The following is a 24,185-nucleotide window of genomic DNA, read 5'->3' as shown; positions in this document are numbered from 1 at the left end:
TGCTCACTGAACTTCATTGCGACTCAATTCCCGTGAAGTCGCGAACCATTGAATATACGCAAAGAAATCCCCCGGGCGCAATTGTCCCGGGGGATTTCTTTGCATGACGGCACACACCGCGAGGTCAGAGCACGTCGGACAGCTCCTCCAGCAGCCGCCGCTTCGGGCGGGCCCCCACCATCGACCTCACGGGCTCACCGCCGCGGAAGACCATGAAGGTCGGCATCGACAGCACCTTGTACGCGTTGGTCGTCGTCGGATTGGTGTCCACATCCAGCTGGACCACCTTCAGCCGGTCCCCCTCCTCCGCGGCCAGCGCGCTGAGCACCGGCCCCATCTGCCGGCACGGGGGGCACCAGTCGGCGGTGAACTCCACCAGCACCGGCAGATCCGCCCCGATCACCTCCGCCGCGAAATCCGCGTCCGTCACCTCGGCCACGCCCCTCGCCCTGATCACTCGGGAACCCCTCCCAGTTCGCACGCCGGCTCCGGACCACCCGGAGCCTCCGCCTCGGCCGCCAGCTCGTCCCGTGTTCGCTCGGCCCTCGTCAGCTGGGCGCCGACCTGTGCCCGCACTCGCTGCAACTCGCCGATCAGCGCGTCGAGTTCGTCCAGCTTGCGCCGGTAGACCGCGAGCGAGGCGGGACATGCGTCGCCCTCCGGGTGCCCGGCCCGCAGGCACTCCACGAACGGCCGGGTCTCCTCCAGGTCGAATCCGAAGTCCTGGAGCGTCCTGATCTGCCGCAGCAGTTTCAGGTCGTCCTCGTCGTACGTCCGGTACCCGTTCTCGCCCCGGCGCGCGGGCAGCAGCCCCCGCGACTCGTAGTACCGCAGGGTCCGTGTCGTGGTCCCGGCCCGCGCGGCCAGCTCACCGATACGCATGCGGACGAACGTACGCCTTGACGCCGACGTCAAGGCAACAAGCTCCGGGGTTCTAGAAGTCGCCCTCGTCGCCCTCGTCGTCCGCGTCGTCCGCGTCGTCCTCGTCGTCGTCCTTCAGCGCGTCCTTCTCGCCCCGCACCCCCAGCAGCCGCCGCGTCAGCCGGTCCCGGTCGGAGAGGAGTTCGTCGAGGGCGGTGCGGACGTCCGCCGGGTCCGTGCGGGGCGACTCGCGTTCCGCCGCGATCAGCACCGCCCGTCGTACCAGCTCCTTGGTGAACGAGGCCGTCGTGCCCTCCGTGCGGGCCACCACCTCGGTCACGACCTGCCCGCCGAGGCCGAGGCCGGAGCCGTAGAGGTCGAGCAGCCGGGCCCGGCCCTCCGCGTCCGGCAGCGGAATCTCCACGGCGAGATCGACGCGGCCCGGGCGCTGGACGAGGGCCGGTTCCAGCAGGTCGGCGCGGTTGGTGGTGAGCAGGAAGGCCACATCGGCGTCGTCGCCGAGGCCGTCCATCTCGTTCAGCACCTGGAAGAGCAGGGGCTGTTCGCCGCCGCCGTAGTCCCGGGCCTCGGCGATCAGGTCGCAGTCCTCCAGGACGACGAGCGCGGGCTGGAGCATCCGGGCCAGGGCGCAGGCCGGGCCGATGGCCTGAATGCTGGTGCCGGCGAGGATCACGACCGTGAACTGCGGCAGGTGGGAGAGGAGATAGCGGATCGTGTGGGTCTTGCCGGTGCCGGGAGGGCCGTACAGAAGCAGTCCACGGCGCAGGTGCTGGCCCGCCGCGCGGAGCTGTTCGCGGCGCCGTGCCACGCCCACGACCTGCCGTTCGACACGCTCCAGCAGCCCCGCCGGGAGCACGATGTCCTCGCGCGTCAGTCCGGGCCGCGGGTGGAAGCGGAACGGGCCGAGGCCATGGCCGAACTCGGAGCCCTCGAAGGACAGGACCTGTCCGCGGAAGATGTTGTGCTCGCGCACGAGGGTGTCGATCCGGGCGAGCAGCCCGTCCGCGAACTCCTTCTCACGGGCGAGGACTTCGATCTCGACCTTGTTGCGGCCGTATTCGTCGGCGGGTCCGCGCAGCAGCACCGCGAACCGTTCGTCGCCCTCCGCGCCGAGGTAGAACCCGCAGGAGACACAGGCCAGTTCCGCGTCCGGGGCGACCGGCAGATGGGCGTAGTCGACGGCGCCGATCACGAACCGGTCGTAACGGTCGGCGGATTCGATGATGTCGCCGAGGGTGAGGTCGCCGTGGTGGCGTGCGCCCACCATGCCGATCAGCTCGTGCGTACGGCCGTCCTCGGCGAACCAGCGTTCCAGGGCGAGGTGGACATTGGGCAGGTCGTACGGCGGGTAGGCGGCCTTGACGACCGGCCACCGGGAGGGATCCGAGCCCAGGTGGTCGCGCAGCCGCCGGCTGAGGTTGCGTCGCCCCTCCGCGTCCTTGCGGCCCGGACGGGCGACGGCCATCAGGAACTCGTTGAACAGCTCGCTGACCTGGTCCAGCGACAGAGGTGAAGGTTCCCGCTCCGCGCCGTACCTGGCCCGGTACTCGTCCGAGCTGACGATCTCGACCCCGCCGGACTCCGCCATCCCCGCCTCCGTACGCCGGTCCGTCTGTGCACACCGTGACCCTCAAGCCTGGTGCCGAAACGGTCGCCGGGTCAAAGGAATTGGGGCCGGTCCACCCCGGACGGCCGGGGCCGCCTGCTCAGTCCCGCGGGCTGCCCGGGCCGGCCTGTGTGCGCCACTCACGGGCCGCCTCCGGACGCCCCGTGAGCATCAGCAGGAGAGTGCCGATCGGCTCGCGGATCTCCCGCCCCTCCCCCCGCGTCCAGTCGATGTCGGTGGCGACGAGCCTGGCCTTCGGCAGCGGCCACGGCCGGGGCGGGACACGCATCGTCCACACCCGGTCGGCTGCGTCGCGGGCCGCCGCCGGGGGCATCCCGCGCCTGCGGCCGAGCGCCAGGGCGATGTCCTGGCCGTGCACGAGGATGTCGAGGAGCGGCTCGCGGGGCGAGGTGCCGGGCGCGAGGCGGCGCGAGCCGACGATCGAATGCAGGTTGGCGACGATCTCGGCTACGGGCAGCTCTGCCTCGCGGACCGCCGAGTCGTGGATCATCCGGTCGAAGCTTCCGCGGGCGCGGAAGAACTCGCCGAGGACCGCCCGGTGGGTGAAGCGGGCCGCGACGGTCAGATGCGCTGCCACGTCCCGCACCCGCCAGTCCCCGCACCGGGTGGGTGTCTCCCACTCCTCGGGGCTGAGCCCCTCCAGCAGGTCGGCGAGACTCGTCCGTTCATGGTCGACGATCTGCCAGCGCTCGTCCGCATCCAAGGCGACGCTCATGGGAATCACCCACTCAAGTGGTAAGCTTCTCTGACCAAATTAGTCAGAGACTCTGACCATCGTCAAGGGGACAGCGAGGAGGCCGGTCATGGCGGCGGAGAGCGACCTGAACACGGGCGTACTCCTGTTCCTCCCGTACCGGGCCCTGGAGAACCGGGTCTTCGCCGCGCTCGCGAAGGCCGGCTTCGACGACTTCACGCCCGCCCAGGCCCGGGTCATGCAGCGCATCGGCCCGGACGGCACCCGGCTGACCGAGCTGGCCGAACAGGCCCAGATCACCAAGCAGACGGCAGGCTTCCTGGTCGACCAGCTGGAGAAGGCCAGCTATGTACGGCGGGTACCCGACCCGACCGACAAACGGGCCCGGCTGGTGTGCGGCGCGGAGAAGGCCTGGGCGGCCAAGGAGATCGCGGACGGCGTGGTCGCCGAGGTGGAGAAGGAGTGGGAGGCCCACCTCGGCAAGCGGCGCATGACCCAGCTGCGCGAGGCGCTGACACTGCTGCGGGAGATCACGGATCCGTGGGCGTGACCCCAAGGGGAGAGGCATAGGAAAGGAATAGGAAATCGAAGGGGCGGGCACGGCCTCCGTGGCCGTGCCCGCCTCTCGTAGGGAACTGTCGCGTTGTGTGGTGGCCGGGCGGCTGAGGTACGGGGGAGGCTCAGCCGCCCGGCGTTCTGGGGGCGGCCCGGGGGTCAGGCCCGGGCGAGTTCCTTCTCGCCGCCCTGCTCGGGGATCTCGGCGTGGGGGGACTCGTCCTCGTCCAGGAGCGTCGTCTCGTCGAAGGGGAGCTGTCCGGTCAGCACCTGGTCGACGCGCTCGCGGTCGATCTCCTTCGTCCAGGTGCCGATCAGGACCGTGGCGACGGCGTTGCCGGCGAAGTTCGTCAGGGCGCGGGCCTCGCTCATGAAGCGGTCGATGCCGACGATCAGGCCGATGCCGTCGACCAGGGCGGGCTTGTGGGACTGGAGTCCGCCGGCCAGGGTCGCCAGACCGGCGCCGGTGACACCGGCCGCGCCCTTGGAGGCGACCAGCAGGAAGAGCAGCAGCGGGATCTGCTCGCCGACCGACATCGGCGTACCCATGGCGTCGGCGATGAACAGCGAGGCCATGGTCATGTAGATCATGGTGCCGTCGAGGTTGAAGGAGTAGCCGGTCGGAACGGTGATGCCGACCACCGGCTTGCTGACGCCCAGGTGCTCCATCTTCGCGATGAGCCGCGGCAGCGCCGACTCGGACGACGAGGTGGACAGGATCAGCAGGAACTCACGGCCCAGGTACTTGAAGAGCGTGAGGATGTTGAGGCCGGCGACGACTCGCAGCAGCGCGGCGAGCACGATGAAGACGAAGAGGAAGCAGGTGACATAGAACCCGAGCATCAGCACGGCGAGGCTCTTGAGCGCGTCCAGGCCCGCCGAGCCGACGACCGCGGCGATCGCACCGAAGGCGCCGATGGGGGCGGCCCACATCACCATGGCGAGGATGCGGAAGACCAGCCGCTGGATGTGCTCCACACCGCGCAGGACCGGCTGCCCGGCCGGGCCCATGGCCTGCAGCGCGAAACCGGCGAGAACGGCGATCAGCAGGGTCTGCAGGACCTCGCCCTCGGTGAAGGCGGAGACGATCGTGGTCGGGATGATCCCGAGCAGGAACTCGGTGGTGTCCTTGGCCTCCGCGTCGACCTGCGCATGACCGGCGTCCTTGACCGCGTCGGTGAGCGCGAGGCCCGAACCGGGCTCCAGGATGTTGCCGACGACGAGACCGATACCGAGCGCCACCAGCGACATCGCGAGGAAGTAGCCGAGCGCGATACCGCCGACGGCACCGACCTTGGCGGCCTTGCGGACCGAGCCGATACCGAGAACGATCGTGCAGAAGATGATCGGCGAGATCATCATCTTGATGAGGTTCACAAAGCCCGTTCCGATGGGCTTGAGCTCCACCGCGAAGTCGGGTGCGGCCAGACCCACGGCGATGCCGAGGGCCACCGCGACGATCACCGCGATGTAGAGGTAGTGGGTGCGGTCCCGCTTGGCTGGGGGTGCGGCAGGTGCCCTGTCGGCTGCGCTGGTCACGGGGGCCCTCCTTGACGACGTCGTCGACATCACCGGCGTGCGGCTCACGTCCGGGGGTTATCGGGGAATGCCGTGACTATCTCCCGGTGTGTGAAGGCGGTCACCCTTCCGTTCATTTAGTTCACGCCTACATCGGAGGCAGACTGACCGCATGCGCATCCCCGTCCCGAGACCCCGCAGCCTGGCGGGCCAGCTCTTCGCCATGCAGGCCGTGCTGATAGCCGTCCTCGTCGCCGGGTACGCGCTGTTCACCTACTTCAGCGACCGCAGCCAGGCCGAGGAGGCAGCCGGCCGCCAGGCAATGGCGGTGGCGCGCTCGGTCGCGGACACCCCCTCCGTGCTGGCGGCGATCCGCACCCCTCGGCCCACGACCGCCCTCCAGCCGTACGCGCTGCGGGTCCAGCGGGACACCGGGGTCGACTTCGTCACGATCATGAACCCGCAGGGCATCCGCTGGACCCACCCGGACGAGAACCAGATCGGGAAGCACTTCCGCGGCCATATCGACCGGGCGCTGCAGGGGGAGTCCTTCACCGAGACGTACACGGGCACGCTCGGGCCGTCGGTCCGCGCGGTCACTCCCATCGAGGACGAGGACAAACGCATCGTCGGCCTGGTCAGCGCGGGGATCAAGGTCGAGGCGATCAGCAAGCGGGTGCAGGACCAGGTGACGGCGCTGCTCGGCGTCGCGGGCGGTGCGCTCGCGCTGGGCGCGGTCGGCACGTACGTCATCAACGCACGTCTGCGGCGTCACACCCACGGGATGAACGCGGCCGAGCTCAGCCGTATGCACGACTACCACGAGGCCGCGCTGCACGCCGTACGCGAGGGGCTGCTGATGCTGGACGCGCAGTACCGTGTGGCGCTGATCAACGACGGTGGACAGGAGCTGCTGGGGGTGACCGGGGACGTGGTGGGCAGGTCGGTGGCGGAGCTCGGGCTGCCGGCTCCGCTGACGGGCGCGCTGCTGGCGTCCGAGCCGCGGGTCGACGAGGTGCATCTGACGGCGCAGCGGGTGCTGGTGGTGAATACCTCGCCGGTGTCCGGCGGCGAACACCGGGGCACGGTGGTGACCTTGCGCGATGTCACCGAACTCCAGTCCATGATGGGTGAGTTGGATTCCGAGCGAGGTTTCACACAGGCGCTGCGCTCGCAGGCACACGAGGCGGCGAACCGGCTCCACACGGTCGTCTCGCTGATCGAACTGGGCCGGTCCGACGAGGCGGTGGACTTCGCGACCGCCGAACTGGAGCTGGCGCAGGCGCTGACGGACCAGGTGGTCGCGGCGGTCGGCGAGCCCGTCCTGGCGGCGCTGCTGCTGGGCAAGACGGCTCAGGCCAACGAGCGCGGCGTGGAGCTGGTGGTGTCGGAGGAGAGCTGCCTGGACGACGGTCTCCTGCCGTCGACGCTGCCCGCCCGCGACCTGGTGACGATCCTCGGCAACCTGATCGACAACGCGGTGGACGCGGCGCAGGGAAGCGTGTCCGCGCGAGTGACGGTGGCGGCATACTCGACCAACACGGACGCCGCCGAGCTGGTCCTCCGCGTATCGGACACGGGCACGGGCGTGGACCCGGCCCACACCGAGGCGGTCTTCCAACGCGGCTTCTCCACAAAGCCGTCGGGCCCGGCCGGCCGCGGCCTGGGCCTGGCCCTGGTCCGCCAGGCGGTAACCCGCCACACCGGCACCCTGACGGTGAGGGAGGCAGAGGGCGGCGGCGCAGAATTCGAGGCACGACTGCCACTGGGAGAACGGGGTGGGCTGGCAGCCGGGTCCGAGCCTGCGGATTCGGGGCGGTCGATTGAGGGCGGGGGTTCGGGGCGGTCGCCGGAGGACTCAGGTCCGGGGCGCTCGCCGGAGGGCTCCGGTCCGGGGCGGCCGGCCGACGACACGCACTCGGCACGGGTGACCGTGATTCCCCACCCGACGCAGGCCACCGAGAGCACCAGCTCGGATCGGCCGGACAAGGACCCCCGTTCGCCCGGGCACGCCGAAGGCGCCGGCTCGGCGCGGGCGGCCGATGGCGCCGGTCCGGAGCGGCCCGCCGAAGGCACGCACCCGGCAGAGACGACCGCGACCCCCCACCCGACACAGGCCACCGAGAGCGTGTCGGCGGACGAGGGTGCGGCGGTCGGACCTACCGACGGCGGAGACGACGTATGACCAGTTCACAGGCCATCCGCGTGCTGGTTGTCGAGGATGATCCCGTCGCCGCCGACGCGCATGTCATGTACGTCGGCCGGGTGCCGGGGTTCGTGGCTGTCGGCAAGGCGCACACCGGGGCGGAGGCCCGCCGTGCGCTGGAGCGGACGGCGGTCGATCTGCTGTTGCTGGACCTTCATCTGCCGGATGTGCACGGGCTGCAACTCGCCCGCTCGCTGCGGGCGGCCGGACACCACGCCGACGTCATCGCCGTGACCTCGGCGCGCGATCTGGCCGTCGTACGGGAGGGCGTGTCGCTGGGCGTCGTCCAGTACGTCCTGAAGCCGTTCACTTTTGCGACGCTCCGGGACCGGCTCGTCCGCTACGCGGAGTTCCACGCCGCGGTCGGCGAGGCCAGCGGCCAGGACGAGGTCGACCGCGCCCTGGCGACCCTCCGCGCCCCGGGGCCGGCCGCGCTGCCGAAGGGCTTGAGCGCGCCGACGCTGGAGCGGGTGACCATCGCCCTGCGGGACGGTGCGGAGGGGCTGACCGCGGCGAGGGTTGCCGAGACCACCGGGATCTCCCGGATCACCGCCCGGCGTTATCTGGAGCACCTCGTCGAGGCCGGCAGAGCCGAGCGGAAGCCGCTGTACGGGCAGGTGGGGAGGCCGGAGCTGGTGTACCGGTGGGTCCGCGGGGCGGAACGGAGCCGGTAGGCCTCCCCGGAGCAATCCGTTGCAGATGCATTGACCTGACTAGACCACTCCTCTTACCTTCACACGGCAGCCATCCCGGCCACAGCGAAGTGAGCCCGCAGGAGGTCATGCCCGTGCGCCCCACCGCCACCCGACCCCGCCCGACTTCCTTAGCCGCCCCCCTCACCGCCGCCGCCCTGGCCGTCACGGCCCTCACAGCCTGCGGCGGCGGATCCGGCAGCGACCCGGACACCGTCAAGGTCTCCTTCAAACAGTCCACGGACAACTCGATCCACGTCATGGACGACCATCTCGCCGGCATCAAGAAGCAGTTCGAGAAGAACAACCCCGGCAAGAAGGTGGAGCTCGTCCCGATCAAGGCCCCGGACTCGGAGTACTACACCAAGCTCCAGCAGATGCTCCGCTCCCCGAAGACCGCCCCCGACCTGGTCTACGAGGACACCTTCCTCATCAACTCGGACATCACCAGCGGGTACTTGAGGCCCCTCGACTCCTACCTCGCCAAGTGGCGGGACTGGGACCGGTTCATCGACACGGCGAAGGCCGCCGCCAAGGCCCAGGACGGCAGGACGTACGGCGTCCCGGACGGCACCGACACCCGCGGACTCTGGTTCGACCAGGGCATCTTCGAGAAGGCCGGCCTGCCCGCCGACTGGCAGCCGAAGAAGTGGGACGACGTCCTCGCCGCGGCCCGCGCGGTCAAGCGCAAGGTCCCCGGTGTCACCCCCCTCAACGTGTACACCGGCAAACCCGCGGGCGAGGCCGCCACCATGCAGGGCTTCGAGATGCTGCTCTACGGCACGGGCGACGGCACCACGGACCCCCTGTACGACGAGCCCTCGAAGAAGTGGATCGCCGGCAGCCAGGGCTTCAAGGACGCCCTCGCCTTCGTCGAGACGGTCTACAAGGAGAAACTCGGCCCCGACGTCTCCACCGCCCTCGACCCCAACATCCAGACCATCGTCCGCGGCGATCTGCTGCCCAAGGGCAAGCTCGCGATCGGCCTCGACGGCTCCTGGCTCCCGCAGGACTGGCTCCCCGGCAGCGGCCATGAATGGCCCGACTGGTCGAAGGAGTTGGGCCTGGCGTACATGCCGACGCAGCACGGCCAGGCCCCCGGCAGGGTGAGCATGTCGGGCGGCTGGACCTGGGCGATCCCCGCGAAGGCCGCCAACCCGGACCTGGCGTTCGAGTTCATCAAGACGATGCAGACCAAGGCGAACGCCCAGAAGTGGTACGTCGCCAACTCCGGCATCGCGGTCCGCAAGGACGTGGCGAGCGATCCCGCGTACGCCTCGGCGCAGCCCGGCATCACGTTCTTCACGGACCTGGTGGCCAGCACGCACTACCGGCCCGCCTATCCGGTGTACCCGAGGGTCTCCACCGCCATCCAGGAGGCGATGGAGGGCGTGACGACGGGAGACCTGTCGGTGGCGGAAGCGGCGAGCGGCTACGACGACACGCTCAAGGAGGCCACCGACAACCAAGTGATCCAGAAGTGAAACTCCGCGCCCGCGCCCTCCCCGTCCTCCCCGCCCTGGTCCTCCTGCTCCTCTTCCTCGCCGGCCCGATCGCCTACTGCGCCTACATCGCCTTCACCGACCTCCAGCTCACCGGTCAGGCCCACTCGTCCTTCGTCGGCTTCGACAACTTCCGTACGGCGTTCCAGGACGAGGAGTTCCTGAACGCCGTATGGCTGACCCTGGTGTTCACGGTCCTGTCGTCGCTGATCGGCCAGAACACCCTGGGCCTCGCCCTGGCGTCGCTCATGCGTCGGGCGTCGAAGCCGGTCCGTACGCTGACGGGCGGCATCGTGATCGCGGCGTGGGTCCTGCCGGAGGTGGTGGCGGGCTTCCTCCTGTACGCCTTCTTCCGCCGCGAGGGCACCCTGAACGCCGTCCTGGACTGGCTCCGGCTCCCCTCCCAGAACTGGCTCTTCACCCTGCCGATCCTGGCCGTGTCCTTCGCCAATGTGTGGCGCGGTACGGCCTTCTCGATGCTGGTCTATTCGGCCGCCCTGAACGAGATCCCCCAGGAGATCACGGAGGCCGCCGAGGTCGACGGGGCGGGCGGCTGGCGCCGGATGTGGCACATCACCCTGCCGATGATCCGCCGTTCCATCGGCACGAACCTCATGCTCAACACGCTCCAGACGCTGTCGGTGTTCGGGCTGATCTGGGTGATGACGAGGGGCGGGCCCGGCGACAGAAGCCAGACCCTGCCCCTGTTCATGTACGAACAGGCCTTCCAGAACAGCCTGATCGGCTACGGCACGGCGGTCGCGCTGTTGCTGCTGCTCGTCGGCTCCGTCTTCTCGGTCGTCTACATGCGTCTGCTGCGGAGGTCTGACGGACATGGCCCGCACCCTCACCCTCGCCTCCACCCTCGCCTCCCGCCGTACGACCCGCCGTCTGGCCGCCGACGCGGGGCTGCTCGCGGTCGCGGCCGCGTTCTCGCTGCCGCTGGCCTGGGTCGTCCTGTCGTCCCTGGACCCGGACGCGGACCTCAGGGTGAAGGCACCCGACGGCGTCACCCTGGACAACTTCGACGCGATCCTGACCCCGGACATCACCTTCACGCCCCTGCTGAACAGCCTGATCCTGTGCGGGGGCGCGACCCTGCTGACGGTGGTGTGCGCCGCGCTGGCCGCGTATCCGCTGTCACGGTTCCGCTCACGCCTGAACCGCCCGTTCCTGCTGACGATCCTCTTCGCCACGAGCCTGCCGATCACGGCGGTCATGGTGCCGGTGTACGCACTGTTCGTGCAGATCGATCTGATCGACACGATGCAGGGCACGATCTTCTTCTTCGCGGCCTCCCAACTCCCGTTCGCCGTCTGGCTGATGAAGAACTTCATGGACGGCGTGCCGAAGGAGCTGGAGGAGGCGGCATGGACGGACGGGGCGTCGTCGCTCCAGTCGCTGGTGCGGATCGTGCTGCCGCTGATGGGACCGGGGGTGGCGGTGGTGACGGTGTTCTCGTTCGTGATGATGTGGGGGAACTTCTTCGTCCCGTTCATGCTGCTGCTCACGCCCGACCGGATGCCGGCGAGCGTGAGCATCAACGAGTTCTTCGGGAACCGGGGGATGGTGGCCTACGGGCAGCTGGCCGCGTTCTCGGTCGTCTACTCGACGCCGGTCGTCCTGCTGTATGTGCTGATCGCCCGGCGGCTGGGCGGGGGCTTCGCGCTCGGTGGGGCGGTCAAGGGGTGATACAACAAAAGCCGTATGTTCCTACGATCCGTAACGTTGGCCGAACAGACCGTAGTCACCGAGCCTGCGCGCGCCTACTTTGTGGGCCGTGCGCCGACCACCACCTCTGCCGAACCAGTCCGCTCCCCCCTTCGACGCCCCCGCCGCCCGCCGACTGCGTACCGCCCTCGGTATGCAACCCGGGCATGTCGCCTACGGCATGCGCGCCTCGTACGGACTCCCCCATGTCACCGCCGGCCTCGTCATCGCCTGGGAACGCGGCGTCACCGCCCCGACCAGCGCCGAGATCACCGGGCTCGCAGGCGTGTTGTGGTGTTCCCCCGGTGAACTCATCGGCAGGCCGCGCACCTTGCGCGAGCACCGGATCGCCCGTGGCCTCGCCCCCGAGGACGTCGCCCGCACCGTCGGCCTCGAACTCCTCGCCTATCTCCGCATGGAGGACAACGACGAGTGGCGCGGCACCGAGCGCCAGTCGGCCACCCTGGCCGGCCTGCTCGAACTCTCACTTCCCGATTTCGTCAGCGTCACGGGGCGCAACGCGAAGCTGGCCGAGCTGCTCCGCGGTGCCGTGACGACGCGCTGGCAGGCGTACATACGCCCCGTCACCAAACTGGTGCCGCTGGACCGGCGTCTCCTGGAGGACACCCTCCAGCGCCTGCACCAGGACTATCAGGGGCAGATGACGGCCACCCTCAGCTGGGGCGACGGCGGTGCGGCCGGCGCGTCGGGCGAGGCCGGCCGCGACTTCCTCGACCGGATCGTGGAGCACTTCTGGACTACCGTCCAGAGCAACACGGGATAGCGGCAGCCGCCTGGTGCCGCAACAGGCAACGGGCAACAGGCCCTAGAAGACCGACTCGGCCTCGTCCATCCGGTCCTTCGGTACCGTCTTGAGTTCGGTGACCGCCTCCGCGAGGGGCACCATCACGATGTCCGTGCCGCGCAGGGCCGTCATCCGGCCGAACTCACCCCGGTGCGCGGCCTCCACCGCGTGCCAGCCGAAGCGGGTGGCGAGGACCCTGTCGTACGCGGTCGGTACGCCGCCGCGCTGGACGTGGCCGAGAATGACCGGCTTGGCCTCCTTGCCGAGCCGCCGCTCCAGCTCGTACGCCAGTGCCGTACCGATGCCCTGGAAGCGCTCGTGACCGAACTTGTCGATCGCGCCCTTGCCGTAGTCCATGGTGCCCTCGGCCGGGTGGGCGCCCTCGGCCACGCAGACCACCGCGAACTTCTTGCCGCGGGAGAAGCGCTCCTCGACCATCTTGACCAGGTCCCCGGGGTCGAACGGGCGCTCCGGCAGACAGATGCCGTGGGCGCCGGCCGCCATGCCCGACTCCAGGGCGATCCAGCCCGCGTGCCGGCCCATGACCTCGACGACCATCACCCGCTGGTGGGACTCGGCGGTCGTCTTCAGCCGGTCCATCGCCTCCGTGGCGACGCCGACCGCCGTGTCGAAGCCGAAGGTCCGGTCCGTGGACGAGATGTCGTTGTCGATCGTCTTGGGGACGCCGACCACCGGCAGGCCCGCGTCGGACAGCATCCGCGCCGCGGTGAGCGTGCCCTCCCCGCCGATCGGGACGAGCGCGTCGATACCGAAGTCCGCGACCATGTCGGTCGCCCGCTCGCAGGCCTCGCGCAGCCGGTCGCGCTCCAGGCGGGACGAGCCGAGAATCGTTCCGCCGCGGGCGAGAATGCCGCTGACGGCGTTCAGATCGAGGCTGAGGTAGCGGCCGTCCAGCAGACCCGCGTAGCCGTCCTCGAAGCCGATGACCTCGTCGCCGTAGTTGTCGACCGCTCGGTGCACGACCGACCGGATCACGGCGTTCAGGCCGGGGCAGTCGCCGCCTGCGGTGAGAACTCCGATGCGCATCGTGCTGTGTCTCCTGGTCGCTGTCGATACCTGTGAGCCGGTCCGATTGTTTCATGTCCCGGAAGGCGGGTGTGTCGCCCTTGCGCCGGGCGCCCGGTCCGCCCCTTCCGGACCCCGGCCCTGACGGGCGCCTTATCCAGCCGCGGAGGTATTGTCAAGAGGGTTCTGCTCACCTTGGTGGGCGATTTTTGTGATCCCCGCAGTCCTGCTGTCCACCGACAGACGCATGACCCGCTCGGCGGACGCATGGCCGCTTGGTGGACGCCTTGTCCGCCCGACAGACGAAACGGAGAGCACGCGTGACGCGCAGCGTGTACGTGACCGGTATCGACCGCGGCGACGGCCGCCAGGTCGTGGAGCTGGGGGTCATGGAGCTCCTCACCCGCCAGGTCGACCGGGTGGGTGTCTTCCGCCCCCTCGTCCACGAGGGGCCCGACCGACTGTTCGAACTGCTGCGCGCCCGCTACCGCCTCTCACAGGACCCGGCGACCGTCTACGGCATGGACTACCCCGAGGCGACCGCGCTCCAGGCCGAGCAGGGGACCGACGAGCTGGTCTCCGAGCTCGTCGAACGGTTCCATCGCGTCACCCGGGACTACGACGTCGTCCTCGTCCTCGGCACCGACTTCGCCGCCACTCAGCTCCCGGACGAGCTGTCCCTCAACGCACGGCTCGCCAACGAGTTCGGCGCGTCCGTCATCGCGGTGGTGGGCGGGCGGGGGCAGCACGCCGAGTCCGTGCTCGCCGAGACGCGCAACGCCTACCGCGCCTACGAAGGGCTCGGCTGCGACGTCCTGGCCATGGTCACCAACCGGGTCGCCCGGACCGACCGGGACGAGATCGCCCAGCGGCTCGGCTCCCGCCTGCCCGTGCCGTGCTACGTCCTGCCCGACGAGCCCGCCCTCGCCGCCCCCACCGTGGCCCAGATCACCCACGCCCTCGGCGCGAAGGTGGTGCTCGGCGACGACTCCGGGCTCGCCCGGGACGCGCTCGACTTCGTCTTCGGCGGCGCGATGCTGCCGAACCTCCTGCACGCTCTGACACCGGGCTGTCTGGTCGTCACCCCGGGCGACCGCGCCGACCTCGTCGTCGGCTCGCTCGCCGCGCACAGCGCCGGCACCCCGCCGATAGCCGGGGTGCTGCTCACGCTGGGCGAGGTGCCGAGCAACGAGGTCCTCACTCTCGCGGGCCGTCTCGCCCCCGGCACCCCGGTGCTCTCGGTGGCCGGCAACAGCTTCCCCACCGCCGCCGAACTCTTCTCCCTGGAGGGGAAGTTGAACGCGGCCACCCCGCGCAAGGCGGAGACCGCGCTCGGCCTGTTCGAGCGGTACGTCGAGACCGCCGATCTGCTGGGCCGCGTCTCCGCGCCGAGCAGCGACCGCGTCACGCCGATGATGTTCGAGCACAAGCTCCTGGAGCAGGCCCGCTCCGAGCGGCGGCGGGTGGTCCTCCCCGAGGGCACCGAGCCGCGCGTCCTGCACGCCGCCGAGGTGCTGCTGCGTCGCGGCGTGTGTGATCTGACCCTGCTCGGACCGGACGACCAGATCCGCAAGAAGGCGGCCGACCTCGGCATCGACCTCACCGGCGCCCAGCTGATCGACCCGGCCACCTCCGAGCTGCGCGACCCCTTCGCCGAGCAGTACGCCCAGCTGCGCGCCCACAGGGGCGTCACGGTGGAGCTGGCGTACGACGTGGTCTCCGATGTGAACTACTTCGGCACGCTGATGGTGCAGGAGGGCCTCGCCGACGGCATGGTGTCCGGGGCCGTGCACTCGACGGCCGCCACCATCCGGCCCGCCTTCGAGATCATCAAGACCAAGCCGGGCGCGGACATCGTCTCCTCGGTGTTCTTCATGTGCCTCGCCGACAAGGTCCTCGTCTACGGCGACTGCGCGGTCAACCCGGATCCGAACGCCGAGCAGCTCGCGGACATCGCCGTCCAGTCGGCCGCCACCGCCGCGCAGTTCGGCGTGGAGCCGCGGATCGCGATGCTGTCGTACTCCACGGGTACGTCCGGCTCGGGCGCCGACGTCGACAAGGTGCGGGAGGCCACCGAGCTGGTCCGTTCCCGGCGGCCCGATCTGAAGATCGAGGGGCCGATCCAGTACGACGCCGCCGTCGAGCCGACCGTGGCCGCGACCAAGCTGCCGGAGTCCGAAGTCGCCGGCCAGGCAAGCGTGTTGATCTTCCCCGACCTCAACACCGGCAACAACACCTACAAGGCCGTGCAGCGTTCGGCCGGCGCGATCGCCGTCGGGCCGGTGCTGCAGGGTCTGCGCAAGCCGGTCAACGACCTGTCCCGGGGGGCTCTCGTCCAGGACATCGTCAACACCGTCGCCATCACGGCGATACAGGCCCAGTCCCCCAGCGAGAAGGCAACTACCCTGTGAGCGGCACCCGCGTCCTCGTCCTCAACTCCGGCTCCTCGTCGGTGAAGTACCAGCTGCTCGACATGCGCGACAGCAGTCGGCTGGCGGTGGGCATCGTCGAGCGGATCGGCGAGCAGACCTCCCGGGTGAAGCACACGCTGCTCGCCACGGGCGAGTCCCGTGAACGGTTCGGTCCGATCGCCGACCACGACGCCGCCCTCAAGTCCGTCGCGGAGGAGCTGTCCAGAGACGGGCTGGGGCTCGACTCGTCCGCACTGCTCGCGATCGGGCACCGGGTGGTGCACGGCGGGAAGAGCTTCACCGAGCCGACCGTGATCGACGACGCCGTGCTCGCCGAGATCGAACGGCTGATCCCGGTGGCGCCGCTGCACAACCCGGCCAACCTCACCGGCATCCGTACGGCCCGGGCGCTGCGGCCCGACCTCCCCCAGGTCGCCGTCTTCGACACCGCGTTCCACACCACGATGCCGGAGTCGGCCGCGCGCTACGCGATCGACGTGCGAACCGCCGACGAGCACCGGATCAGGCGGTACGGGTTCCACGGGACCTCGCACGCGTATGTGTCCCGGGCGACCGCCGCGCTGCTCGGCAGGGCGCCGCAGGACGTCAACGTCATCGTGCTGCATCTCGGCAACGGGGCGTCCGCCTCCGCCGTACGGGGCGGGAAGTGCGTGGACACCTCCATGGGGCTGACGCCCTTGGAGGGGCTGGTGATGGGTACGCGCTCCGGGGACATGGACCCGGCCGTCATCTTCCATTTGGAGCGCGTTGGCGGAATGTCCACGGACGAGATCGACACTCTTCTCAACAAGAAGAGCGGTCTGATCGGTCTGTGCGGGGACAACGACATGCGGGAGATCCGCCGACGTGTCGACGAGGGTGACGAACAGGCGCAACTCGCCTTCGACATCTACATTCACCGCCTGAAGAAGTACATCGGCGCCTATTACGCCGTACTCGGCCGGGTGGACGCGATCGCTTTCACGGCCGGGGTCGGCGAGAACGCGGCGCCGGTCCGGGAGGCTGCCGTGGCGGGCCTGGAGGGGCTGGGCCTGCTGGTGGACGACGAGCTGAACGCCGTACGCGGTGACGAGCCGCGGCTTATCTCGCCCGCGCATGCGCGGGTCGCCGTGGCCGTGGTGCCGACCGACGAGGAACTGGAGATCGCCACACAGACGTATGCACTGGTGGGAAAGAACGGCTGAGGAATACACGGGAGTAACACGCCTGAGCGCCTGCCCGCCCATTTGTATTTTCCGCCAGACGGAATATTCCGCAGCGAAACAAACCGATAGGATCGCCCCATGCGCCGTTCGAAAATCGTCTGTACTCTCGGCCCCGCGGTCGACTCCCACGAGATGCTCGTGTCCCTGATCGAAGCCGGCATGAACGTTGCCCGCTTCAACTTCAGCCACGGCACCCACGCCGAACACCAGGGGCGGTACGACCGCGTCCGGGCCGCCTCCAAGGAGACCGGCCGGGCCGTCGGTGTGCTCGCCGACCTCCAGGGTCCGAAGATCCGTCTGGAGACCTTCGCCGAGGGGCCGGTCGAGCTCGAGCGGGGCGACGAGTTCGTCATCACCATCGAGGACGTCCCGGGCGACAAGCAGATCTGCGGAACGACCTACAAGGGCCTGCCCGGCGACGTCGACCGCGGCGACCAGATCCTGATCAACGACGGCAACGTCGAGCTGAAGGTCCTGGACGTCGAGGGCCCGCGGGTGCGGACGATCGTCATCGAGGGCGGTGTCATCTCCGACCACAAGGGCATCAACCTGCCCGGCGCGGCCGTCAACGTACCGGCGCTGAGCGAGAAGGACGTCGAGGACCTCCGCTTCGCCCTCCGCATGGGCTGCGACATGGTCGCGCTGTCCTTCGTCCGCGACGCCAAGGACGTGGCCGACGTCCACCGGGTGATGGACGAGGAGGGCCGCCGGGTCCCCGTCATCGCCAAGGTGGAGAAGCCGCAGGCCGTGGAGAACATGGAGGACGTCGTGATGGCGTTCGACGCCGTGATGGTCGCCCGTGGCGACCTCGCCGTCGAATACCCGCTCGAGAAGGTCCCCATGGTGCAGAAGCGCCTGATCGAGCTGTGCCGGCGCAACGCCAAGCCGGTGATCGTGGCGACCCAGATGATGGAGTCGATGATCACCAACTCCCGGCCGACCCGCGCCGAGGCATCCGACGTCGCCAATGCGATCCTGGACGGCGCGGACGCGGTCATGCTGTCGGCGGAGTCGAGCGTGGGCGCGTACCCGATCGAGACCGTGAAGACGATGTCGAAGATCGTCACCGCGGCCGAGGAGGAACTGCTGTCGAAGGGCCTGCAGCCCCTCGTCCCCGGCAAGAAGCCGCGGACGCAGGGTGGTTCGGTGGCCCGCGCCGCGTGCGAGATCGCCGACTTCCTCGGCGGCAAGGGCCTGGTCGCCTTCACCAAGTCCGGTGACACCGCCCGCCGCCTGTGCCGCTACCGCGCCACCCAGCCGATCCTCGCGTTCACCACGGACGAGGGCACCCGCAACCAGCTGACGCTCAGCTGGGGCGTCGAGTCGCACATCGTGCCGTTCGTGAACAGCACGGACGAGATGGTCGACCTGGTCGACCAGGAACTCGTCAAACTCAACCGCTTCAACGAGGGCGACATCGTGGTGATGACAGCCGGCTCACCCCCCGGCGTCCCCGGCACGACCAACATGGTCCGGGTCCACCACCTGGGCGAGGGCGGCCGGGACTGATCCCTTTCCTGTACGACGGTGAGGGCGCTCCCCGCGACGGGGGCGCCCTCGCTGTTTGCCGGGGCGGCTGTCACACCCCGGCCGCGGCCTGCACGATGGCGTTGGCCAGTGCGTCGAAGTTCTCCCGGTAGAAGCCCACACGGATGTGGAAGGGCTCCTCCGTGAACGCCCCGCCCCGGACGAGGAACATCGTGGGAACGGCCGTCAGCGCGCTGTGGACCATGTGCAGTTCCTCCGGGGCGAACCGAAAGTCCCGTGACTCCGTGTGGGGTCCGGCCAGGCGGTCCAGGAGGACATCGACCGCCTCCCGGCGCGCGCCGACCAGCAGGGTCAGCTCCGCGTCACTGAAGTCCCGCTCCCGGAGATGGCTCAGCGCCTCGTACATCGCCGACGCCTGGGAAGGCGCCAGCGTGGCGAGGAGACCGTCGCCCTCGCGGGCAAGTTTCACCTGTGTTCTCACCTGTCTCTCTTTCCCCGGGCTACTGCTCGGCGGGCCGGTGGCGAAGCGGTGCTGTGGTCTCTGGTGGGCGGCGGGTCCTCGCGTGCGCCGATGCACACCTGTGGCCCGGTTCCTCCGCATATGCGGAGGAACCGGGCCACAGGCTTGTGAGCGGCTCCCGAAATGGCTTTGTGGGGTGGTCAGTCCGTGACGTACTGGTGCAGGCCCGGGACCGTCAGCGTGCCGCCGAACTGGCCTGCCTGCTGGACCTTCACGTTGGTGAAGTAGATGTACGGGATGTTCAGCGGTGGCGGGTTGTCCGGGCTGAAGGTGACCGGTATCAGACCGAACAGGTTGCCGGAGATGCTCTCCGTGTACATGAGCGTGTCGCCGTTGGTGATCGTCGACTCCGTGCCCTTGCCCGCCTGCACGTGGTAGGTCTTGCCGGCCTGCTCGTCCTTCACCGTCTGGTGCAGGTCCCCGATCACGGTCCCGTCGGAGATGACGAACTTCAGGACCTTCTTGATCTTGCCGCTCGCGGTCCGCACCTTGACGATGCCCTGGTAGTCGGCACCCTTGAGCGTCAGCGAACTGGCGTTCAGGAACCAGGGGTTGTCGGGCAGGTCGACCTTGTTGTCGACGCCGCCCTCCTCGTCCGTGGCGACCGCGCAGTCCTTGGCGTCCTTCGTCGGGCTCGCGGACGGGCTCGGGGAGGACGTGGCGTCGGCAGCCGCGTCCTCCGCCGCCTCGGTCGCGTCGGCGGCCGCCTCGGACGCCGTGTCGGTCGTTTCCTCGACGGTGTCCTGGACCGTGTCGGTGACCTTCTCGGTGGTCTCCTTGACGGCGTCGGACGAGTCCGTCGACGTGCTCGGGTCGTCGGCGCTCTCGGACGCGGACGCGGAGGCCGACGGCGTCGGGCTCGCGCTCGCCGTGGAGTCGTCGCCGCCGGTGAAGATGTCCTCGATCGCGTCGCCGATGGTCTCCAGCACATTGCCGCTGCTCTCGGACGCCGAGGGGGCCGGCGTCGCCGTCTCCCCGCTCGACGTCGACGTGCTCTCGGACGCGGAGGGCGTCGGCTCGGGCTTGGCATCGCCGGAACCCGAATCCGACGACGAACTGCCGCCCGAGTCGGAGGAGTTCGACGTGGCCGTCGCCGACGGGGTCGGCTCCGCCGACTCCGACGCGTCGTCACTCGCCGACGCCGAGGGCGACGGTGAGGCCGAGGCGGACGCGTCGTCCTCCAGGACCGCGACGCATTCCTTGTACTCGTCGGCCAGTTCGCTCTGCGACGGCTGGTCCTCGGCGTTGGCGAGCGTCGGTGTGAACCCCATTCCCATGAGGACCGCGGTCGGCATCGCCGCCAGGGCTATCGCCTTGCCGGCCGGCATGTGGAACCTGGTGAACAGCGGCTTCTTGGGTGCCGCATGGCGCGGCCCGGTTCTCACACGGGACGCATCCACGCCAGTCCCGTGGGTCACCTCGTCAGCCGGCACTGTGCCTCCCGTTCGCCCCGTTCGCCGGGCTCGTTCCTGACAGATCGTTCGACGCGCCCACCGGGTCGATGTCCTTGCGGAGCAGCGGGCCTTCGTTGTCCTTGCCGAGCAGCGGACCCTCGCTCTGGGGGTCACCGTCGGCAGGGCTGTCACCCTCGCCCTCGGTGACCGCGCCCTCGGGGGCGCCGCCCGCCACCGTGTTGTCCTCCTGCGCCGGCTGCGGCTCCGGCTCCACACCCGGCGCCCACGACACGGCCATCGCGCCGCCGATCATCGAGAACAGGAAGCCGATGATGAAGCCGCCGAAATTGGAGACGGGGAGGGACACCAGCGCCAGCAGGATCGCCGCGACACCCGCGAAGGTCCGGATGTGCATCTGAAACCACAGGCTGATGCCCAGGACGACCAGCAGCACCCCGATGATCAGGGATCCCGCGCCCGCGGTGGTCGACATGGCCAGCGTCAGATGACCGAGCTTGATGTGCGCATACGGGAAGTACATGATCGGAAAGCCGCCGAGCAGGACGAACAGACCGGCCCAGAACGGGCGAGTGCCCCGCCAGGCACGGAACTGCAGCCTCCGGCGGGTGAACTGACCGGGTGCGGCAGAGGTCTCGGCGCTCATGGAAAACAGCTCCCTGGTGCGGCGTTGCTGTGGTGGAGAGTTGTACTGCTTGTGAAGGTGAGGCCTTCAGAGGGGACGGGCGGGGGCGCCACCGGCTCCCCCGCCCGTCAAAGAGTGCTTAGTAGCACTCCTTGACACCCGCGTGCAGCGACATGTGCAGGCCCGGGAGCTTGAAGGTTCCGGCGGTGGTCGCCCACGCCGTCTGCTCCACGTCGGTCAGCTTGACCTTCTCGGCCTGCTGGGCGAAACCGAAGGGGTTGGCGGCTTCGCCGCCGCCCTTCATCTTCGCGCCCTTGAGGTCCTTGGCCGCCACACCGATGTCGATGTTGGTGAACTCGGCGTTCGCGCCAAGGTCCTCGACGTCGATGTAGAGGTCCTTGGCCTGGACCTGCTTTGCCTCTTCAGTGCTGTCACCAGCCGTCAGCTTGAGGCTGACGGAACCCAGCAGCGGGATGTTCGGCGTGACGACCGACTGGCACATCTTCTCGATGCGAGCCGTCTCGAACGCCGACACCGCGACGGGGTGAAGCGTCTTCTTGCCGTCGAGGGTGTACCCGGAGTCAAGGGCCCCATACTGCGAGAAGCCCGTGCCGTTGAGCTCCTTGGCCGTCACCTTGAACGACTGGCCCGACACACTGAACGACGCGGCCAGGGCGCCCTGCGCGAGGGCGACACCTATCGCTGCCGTGGCGGCCGCCGTGGGCACCATGACCACAGCGAACCGCTTCCATCTGGTCCCGCCACGCACCTGGGACTCCATATTTCCTCCTTCTCGGACGTACATCTCCTGACCCCGACTGCCCTGTCGATCTGGACGGCTCAGCCGGGCAGGGATGGGAGAAGTGCTACGTCCTCGGGAAGGAGAGCGCCCGCGCTCGGTGGCGCGAAACGCGCCCGAATCACCGGCGATCACCCCCGAGCGACAACCACTGGTCGCGCCTGACACGCATCACGCACAACCTTTCCGGACAGGCTTCGCCGGACGGCGAAGACCCCCCTGTCCAAGAGCCGGCGCCACTGCCGCCGGCTCTGCTCGGTGGGGACCCAGGGACTCCCGTGGACCCAACCGGCTGTCGGGGTACGGGAATGGACCGAGCGTCGCCGATCGTGGTGCATTCTCGCCGCCCGCACAAGGGGGTTCGTTACTCGCTAGTAACGGCCGGATAACCGAAGCACGACCCGCCGGTCTCGGTCGGCAACGCTGGGTGGCAGATAGGGGCGGCACAAAACTGTTGATCAATGGACGTAATCCGACAGATCAGCGCCCGTGATTTACTCGCAGTAACAGCGGCCGCGTTTACCAAGATTTGGTAAAGCGCGACCGCTGTCAGCCACTCTCGGCGAATCTTTCACTCGGGCACCACACGCCCTGGCGTTGAGGAACCGCTCAGAACAGGGCTCCCGCCCCGCTCAGAACAGTGCCCGAGCCAGCGCCCGCCGCGCCGTCGTCACCCGCGGATCCTCCGCCCCGACCACGTCGAAGAGCTCCAGCAGCCGCAGGCGTACGGTGTCCCGGTCGTCACCCACCGTGCGCCGCACGGTGTCGATGAGCCGACCGAACGCGTCCTCCACATGGCCGCCCACCAGATCCAGGTCGGCCGCGGCGATCTGCGCCTGTGCGTCGCCCGGCTTCTCGGCCGCGTCCTTGCGCACCTGCTGCGGGTCCAGGCCCTGCACGCGCTGGAGCAACTCGGCCTGGACAAGACCCAGTCTGGCCTCGGAGTTGCCGGGGTCGTCGCTCAGCACGTTCTTGTACGCCTGGACGGCACCCCCGAAGTCCCCCGCGTCCAGGGCCTGTACGGCAGCCTCCAGGAGCGCGTCGTACGGACCGGCCGGTGCCGGCGCGGCGGCCGGGGCGGCGCCCGCCTCGGCGTCCGGGTCGACCGTCAGACCGGTCAGCCCGAAGCGCTGCTCGGCGACCTGCACCAACTGGTCGAGGGTCTGCCGGATCTGGGCCTCGCCGGCGGCCCCCTGGAAGAGCGGCAGGGCCTGGCCGGCCACCACCGCGAAGACGGCCGGGATCCCCTGGATCCCGAACTGCTGCATCAGCATCTGATTGGCGTCGACGTCGACCTTGGCGAGGACGAAGCGCCCGTTGTACTCGAGGGCCAGCCGCTCCAGGACGGGGCTCAGCTGCTTGCACGGCTCGCACCACTCGGCCCAGAAGTCGATGACGACGGGCACCTCGGTGGACCGCTGAAGAACGTCACGCTCGAACCCGGCCTCATCGACGTCGATGACGAGGTCGGCCGGGGAGACGGCCCCTCCCCCGCCCTGCCGGGCGGCTTCGGCGCGTGCCTGCTCCGCCTTCGTCTTGGCCTCCTGGGCCGCCTTCACCGCGGCGAGGTCGACGACTCCGCTCATGGACATGTTCCGTGGCTGCATGCGTCTATCCTCCCCCGTTCCCGCGCGTGAGTGAAAAGCGTGGTGAAAGCCGGGTATACGTCGTACACCCGTTCGGTACTCGTTTCGGCGCCGGGTCCCCACCCCACGCCATGGTCCGCTGTGGTCGTCGCTCGCTTTCGCTACGAGTCGTAGCGTAATGGCACAGGATGCCTCCGGACCACCGATCCCCGGTGATCTCCCTCACGGCAGCACAGAAACGGCCGGTTATGGTCGTGGGATGCAGAGCCGCACCCCCGCCAGCCGTACCGGACGTCCGCGCAGCGCCGCCGCGGACGCCGCGATCCTGGCCGCGACACGGGAGGCTCTGGTGGAACTGGGCTGGTCCAAGCTCACTCTGGGAGACGTGGCGACCCGCGCCGGGGTCGCGAAGACGACCCTCTACCGCCGCTGGGCCGGCAAGAACGAACTCGTCGTGGACGCGGTCGCCGAGCTCTTCGACGAGCTCGAACTCCCCGACCGCGGCACCCTCGCCGCCGACATCGAGGGCGTGGTCCTCCGGTTCGCGGCGATCCTGGCCCGCCCGGAGGCGAAGAGCGGTCTGATGGCGGTGGTCGCCGAATCGACCCGGGACGAGGCGCTGCGCGAACGTATCCGCGCGTCCATCGTCGACCGCCAGAAACGTCTGGTCCACACGGGCCGGGCCCGGGCCCAGGAACGCGGCGAGCTACCGCCGGAGACGGGACCCGAGGACGCCGCCCGCACGGTCGACCTCATCTTCGACATCGTGGCCGGAGCGGTGGTGCACCGAACCCTCGTCAGCGCGGAGCCGGCGGACGAGGACTGGGTGCGCGATTTCACCCGGGTGCTGCTGCTGGGGCTGAGCGGGTCAGCCCGTCCAGGCATGTGAGGACGAGGCCTT

The 24,185-nt window shown here is 69.4% G+C and carries 21 protein-coding genes and 1 pseudogene; 11 read left to right on the top strand and 11 right to left on the bottom strand.

Features of this window, described 5'->3' with window-relative positions; translation table 11 throughout:
• Positions 1 to 124: 124 nt before the first annotated feature.
• The 4 genes from F7R91_RS22335 to F7R91_RS22320 all read right to left on the bottom strand — a co-directional run bounded on the left by F7R91_RS22335 (position 125) and on the right by F7R91_RS22320 (position 3,224).
• Positions 125 to 439, bottom strand: a complete 315-nt coding sequence (locus F7R91_RS22335; RefSeq protein WP_150950878.1) for a thioredoxin family protein — start codon at positions 437 to 439, stop codon at positions 125 to 127.
• 14 nt (positions 440 to 453) lie between these two features.
• Complete coding sequence (locus F7R91_RS22330; RefSeq protein ID WP_150950858.1) at positions 454 to 882, bottom strand: MerR family transcriptional regulator; 429 nt, start codon at positions 880 to 882, stop codon at positions 454 to 456.
• Positions 883 to 934: 52 nt separating this feature from the next.
• Positions 935 to 2,470 carry an AAA family ATPase gene (locus F7R91_RS22325; protein ID WP_150950857.1) on the bottom strand — a complete coding sequence of 512 codons (1,536 nt, stop codon included), beginning with the start codon at positions 2,468 to 2,470 and terminating at the stop codon, positions 935 to 937.
• 118 nt (positions 2,471 to 2,588) lie between these two features.
• Positions 2,589 to 3,224, bottom strand: a complete 636-nt coding sequence (locus F7R91_RS22320) for a maleylpyruvate isomerase family mycothiol-dependent enzyme (protein WP_150950856.1) — start codon at positions 3,222 to 3,224, stop codon at positions 2,589 to 2,591.
• Between the two features lie 88 nt (positions 3,225 to 3,312).
• Here F7R91_RS22320 and F7R91_RS22315 point away from each other — a divergent pair, with 88 nt between their 5' ends.
• On the top strand, positions 3,313 to 3,753 hold the full coding sequence (locus F7R91_RS22315; protein WP_150950855.1) for a MarR family winged helix-turn-helix transcriptional regulator: 441 nt from the start codon (positions 3,313 to 3,315) through the stop codon (positions 3,751 to 3,753).
• A 164-nt stretch (positions 3,754 to 3,917) separates the two neighbouring features.
• Here F7R91_RS22315 and F7R91_RS22310 read toward each other — a convergent pair whose 3' ends face one another.
• Positions 3,918 to 5,327 carry a cation:dicarboxylate symporter family transporter gene (locus F7R91_RS22310; protein ID WP_408056055.1) on the bottom strand — a complete coding sequence of 470 codons (1,410 nt, stop codon included), beginning with the start codon at positions 5,325 to 5,327 and terminating at the stop codon, positions 3,918 to 3,920.
• 121 nt (positions 5,328 to 5,448) lie between these two features.
• On the opposite strand from F7R91_RS22310, the gene F7R91_RS22305 reads away from it, so the two are divergent.
• The 6 genes and pseudogenes from F7R91_RS22305 to F7R91_RS22280 all read left to right on the top strand — a co-directional run bounded on the left by F7R91_RS22305 (position 5,449) and on the right by F7R91_RS22280 (position 12,170).
• Entirely contained in the window at positions 5,449 to 7,461 is a 2,013-nt protein-coding gene (locus F7R91_RS22305) for a sensor histidine kinase (protein WP_150950853.1), read from the top strand.
• Entirely contained in the window at positions 7,458 to 8,156 is a 699-nt protein-coding gene (locus tag F7R91_RS22300; RefSeq protein WP_150950852.1) for a response regulator, read from the top strand. The genes F7R91_RS22305 and F7R91_RS22300 overlap by 4 nt, the downstream gene beginning before the upstream one ends.
• A 107-nt stretch (positions 8,157 to 8,263) precedes the next feature.
• On the top strand, positions 8,264 to 9,658 hold the full coding sequence (locus F7R91_RS22295) for an extracellular solute-binding protein (protein WP_150950851.1): 1,395 nt from the start codon (positions 8,264 to 8,266) through the stop codon (positions 9,656 to 9,658).
• Positions 9,655 to 10,497, top strand: a pseudogene (locus F7R91_RS22290) (carbohydrate ABC transporter permease); the annotation flags it as partial. The gene F7R91_RS22295 and the pseudogene F7R91_RS22290, both read left to right, overlap by 4 nt.
• A gap of 13 nt (positions 10,498 to 10,510) precedes the next feature.
• Complete coding sequence (locus F7R91_RS22285) at positions 10,511 to 11,368, top strand: carbohydrate ABC transporter permease (protein ID WP_150950850.1); 858 nt, start codon at positions 10,511 to 10,513, stop codon at positions 11,366 to 11,368.
• A gap of 88 nt (positions 11,369 to 11,456) precedes the next feature.
• Positions 11,457 to 12,170, top strand: a complete 714-nt coding sequence (locus F7R91_RS22280; RefSeq protein WP_150950849.1) for an XRE family transcriptional regulator — start codon at positions 11,457 to 11,459, stop codon at positions 12,168 to 12,170.
• Positions 12,171 to 12,212: 42 nt separating this feature from the next.
• Here F7R91_RS22280 and F7R91_RS22275 read toward each other — a convergent pair whose 3' ends face one another.
• Positions 12,213 to 13,238, bottom strand: coding sequence for an ATP-dependent 6-phosphofructokinase (locus F7R91_RS22275; protein ID WP_150950848.1), 1,026 nt, complete (start codon positions 13,236 to 13,238; stop codon positions 12,213 to 12,215).
• 299 nt (positions 13,239 to 13,537) lie between these two features.
• On the opposite strand from F7R91_RS22275, the gene pta reads away from it, so the two are divergent.
• From pta to pyk, 3 genes are all read left to right on the top strand, one after another.
• On the top strand, positions 13,538 to 15,628 hold the full coding sequence (gene pta / locus F7R91_RS22270; RefSeq protein ID WP_150950847.1) for a phosphate acetyltransferase: 2,091 nt from the start codon (positions 13,538 to 13,540) through the stop codon (positions 15,626 to 15,628).
• Positions 15,625 to 16,833, top strand: a complete 1,209-nt coding sequence (locus F7R91_RS22265) for an acetate kinase (protein ID WP_150950846.1) — start codon at positions 15,625 to 15,627, stop codon at positions 16,831 to 16,833. Before pta ends, F7R91_RS22265 begins: the two co-directional genes overlap by 4 nt.
• 99 nt (positions 16,834 to 16,932) lie before the next feature.
• Complete coding sequence (pyk, locus tag F7R91_RS22260) at positions 16,933 to 18,363, top strand: pyruvate kinase (RefSeq protein WP_150950845.1); 1,431 nt, start codon at positions 16,933 to 16,935, stop codon at positions 18,361 to 18,363.
• 70 nt (positions 18,364 to 18,433) lie between these two features.
• Here pyk and F7R91_RS22255 read toward each other — a convergent pair whose 3' ends face one another.
• The 5 genes from F7R91_RS22255 to F7R91_RS22230 form a co-directional block, all read right to left on the bottom strand.
• Positions 18,434 to 18,823 carry a hypothetical protein gene (locus F7R91_RS22255; RefSeq protein WP_191971588.1) on the bottom strand — a complete coding sequence of 130 codons (390 nt, stop codon included), beginning with the start codon at positions 18,821 to 18,823 and terminating at the stop codon, positions 18,434 to 18,436.
• 179 nt (positions 18,824 to 19,002) lie between these two features.
• Entirely contained in the window at positions 19,003 to 20,295 is a 1,293-nt protein-coding gene (locus F7R91_RS22250) for a hypothetical protein (protein WP_150950843.1), read from the bottom strand.
• The gene (locus F7R91_RS22245) at positions 20,285 to 20,920 is read right to left on the bottom strand and encodes a DUF6114 domain-containing protein (protein WP_150950842.1); all 636 of its coding nucleotides are present in this window, start codon (positions 20,918 to 20,920) and stop codon (positions 20,285 to 20,287) included. Before F7R91_RS22245 ends, F7R91_RS22250 begins: the two co-directional genes overlap by 11 nt.
• A gap of 118 nt (positions 20,921 to 21,038) precedes the next feature.
• Complete coding sequence (locus tag F7R91_RS22240; protein ID WP_150950841.1) at positions 21,039 to 21,680, bottom strand: DUF6230 family protein; 642 nt, start codon at positions 21,678 to 21,680, stop codon at positions 21,039 to 21,041.
• 650 nt (positions 21,681 to 22,330) lie between these two features.
• Positions 22,331 to 23,305 carry a tetratricopeptide repeat protein gene (locus F7R91_RS22230; protein WP_150950840.1) on the bottom strand — a complete coding sequence of 325 codons (975 nt, stop codon included), beginning with the start codon at positions 23,303 to 23,305 and terminating at the stop codon, positions 22,331 to 22,333.
• Positions 23,306 to 23,543: 238 nt separating this feature from the next.
• On the opposite strand from F7R91_RS22230, the gene F7R91_RS22225 reads away from it, so the two are divergent.
• On the top strand, positions 23,544 to 24,173 hold the full coding sequence (locus F7R91_RS22225; protein WP_150950839.1) for a TetR/AcrR family transcriptional regulator: 630 nt from the start codon (positions 23,544 to 23,546) through the stop codon (positions 24,171 to 24,173).
• The last annotated feature ends 12 nt before the right edge of the window (positions 24,174 to 24,185 follow it).

Source organism: Streptomyces luteolifulvus (assembly GCF_008806595.1).
GTDB lineage: Bacteria > Actinomycetota > Actinomycetes > Streptomycetales > Streptomycetaceae > Streptomyces > Streptomyces luteolifulvus.
This window is presented reverse-complemented; position numbering and strand designations above follow the sequence as displayed.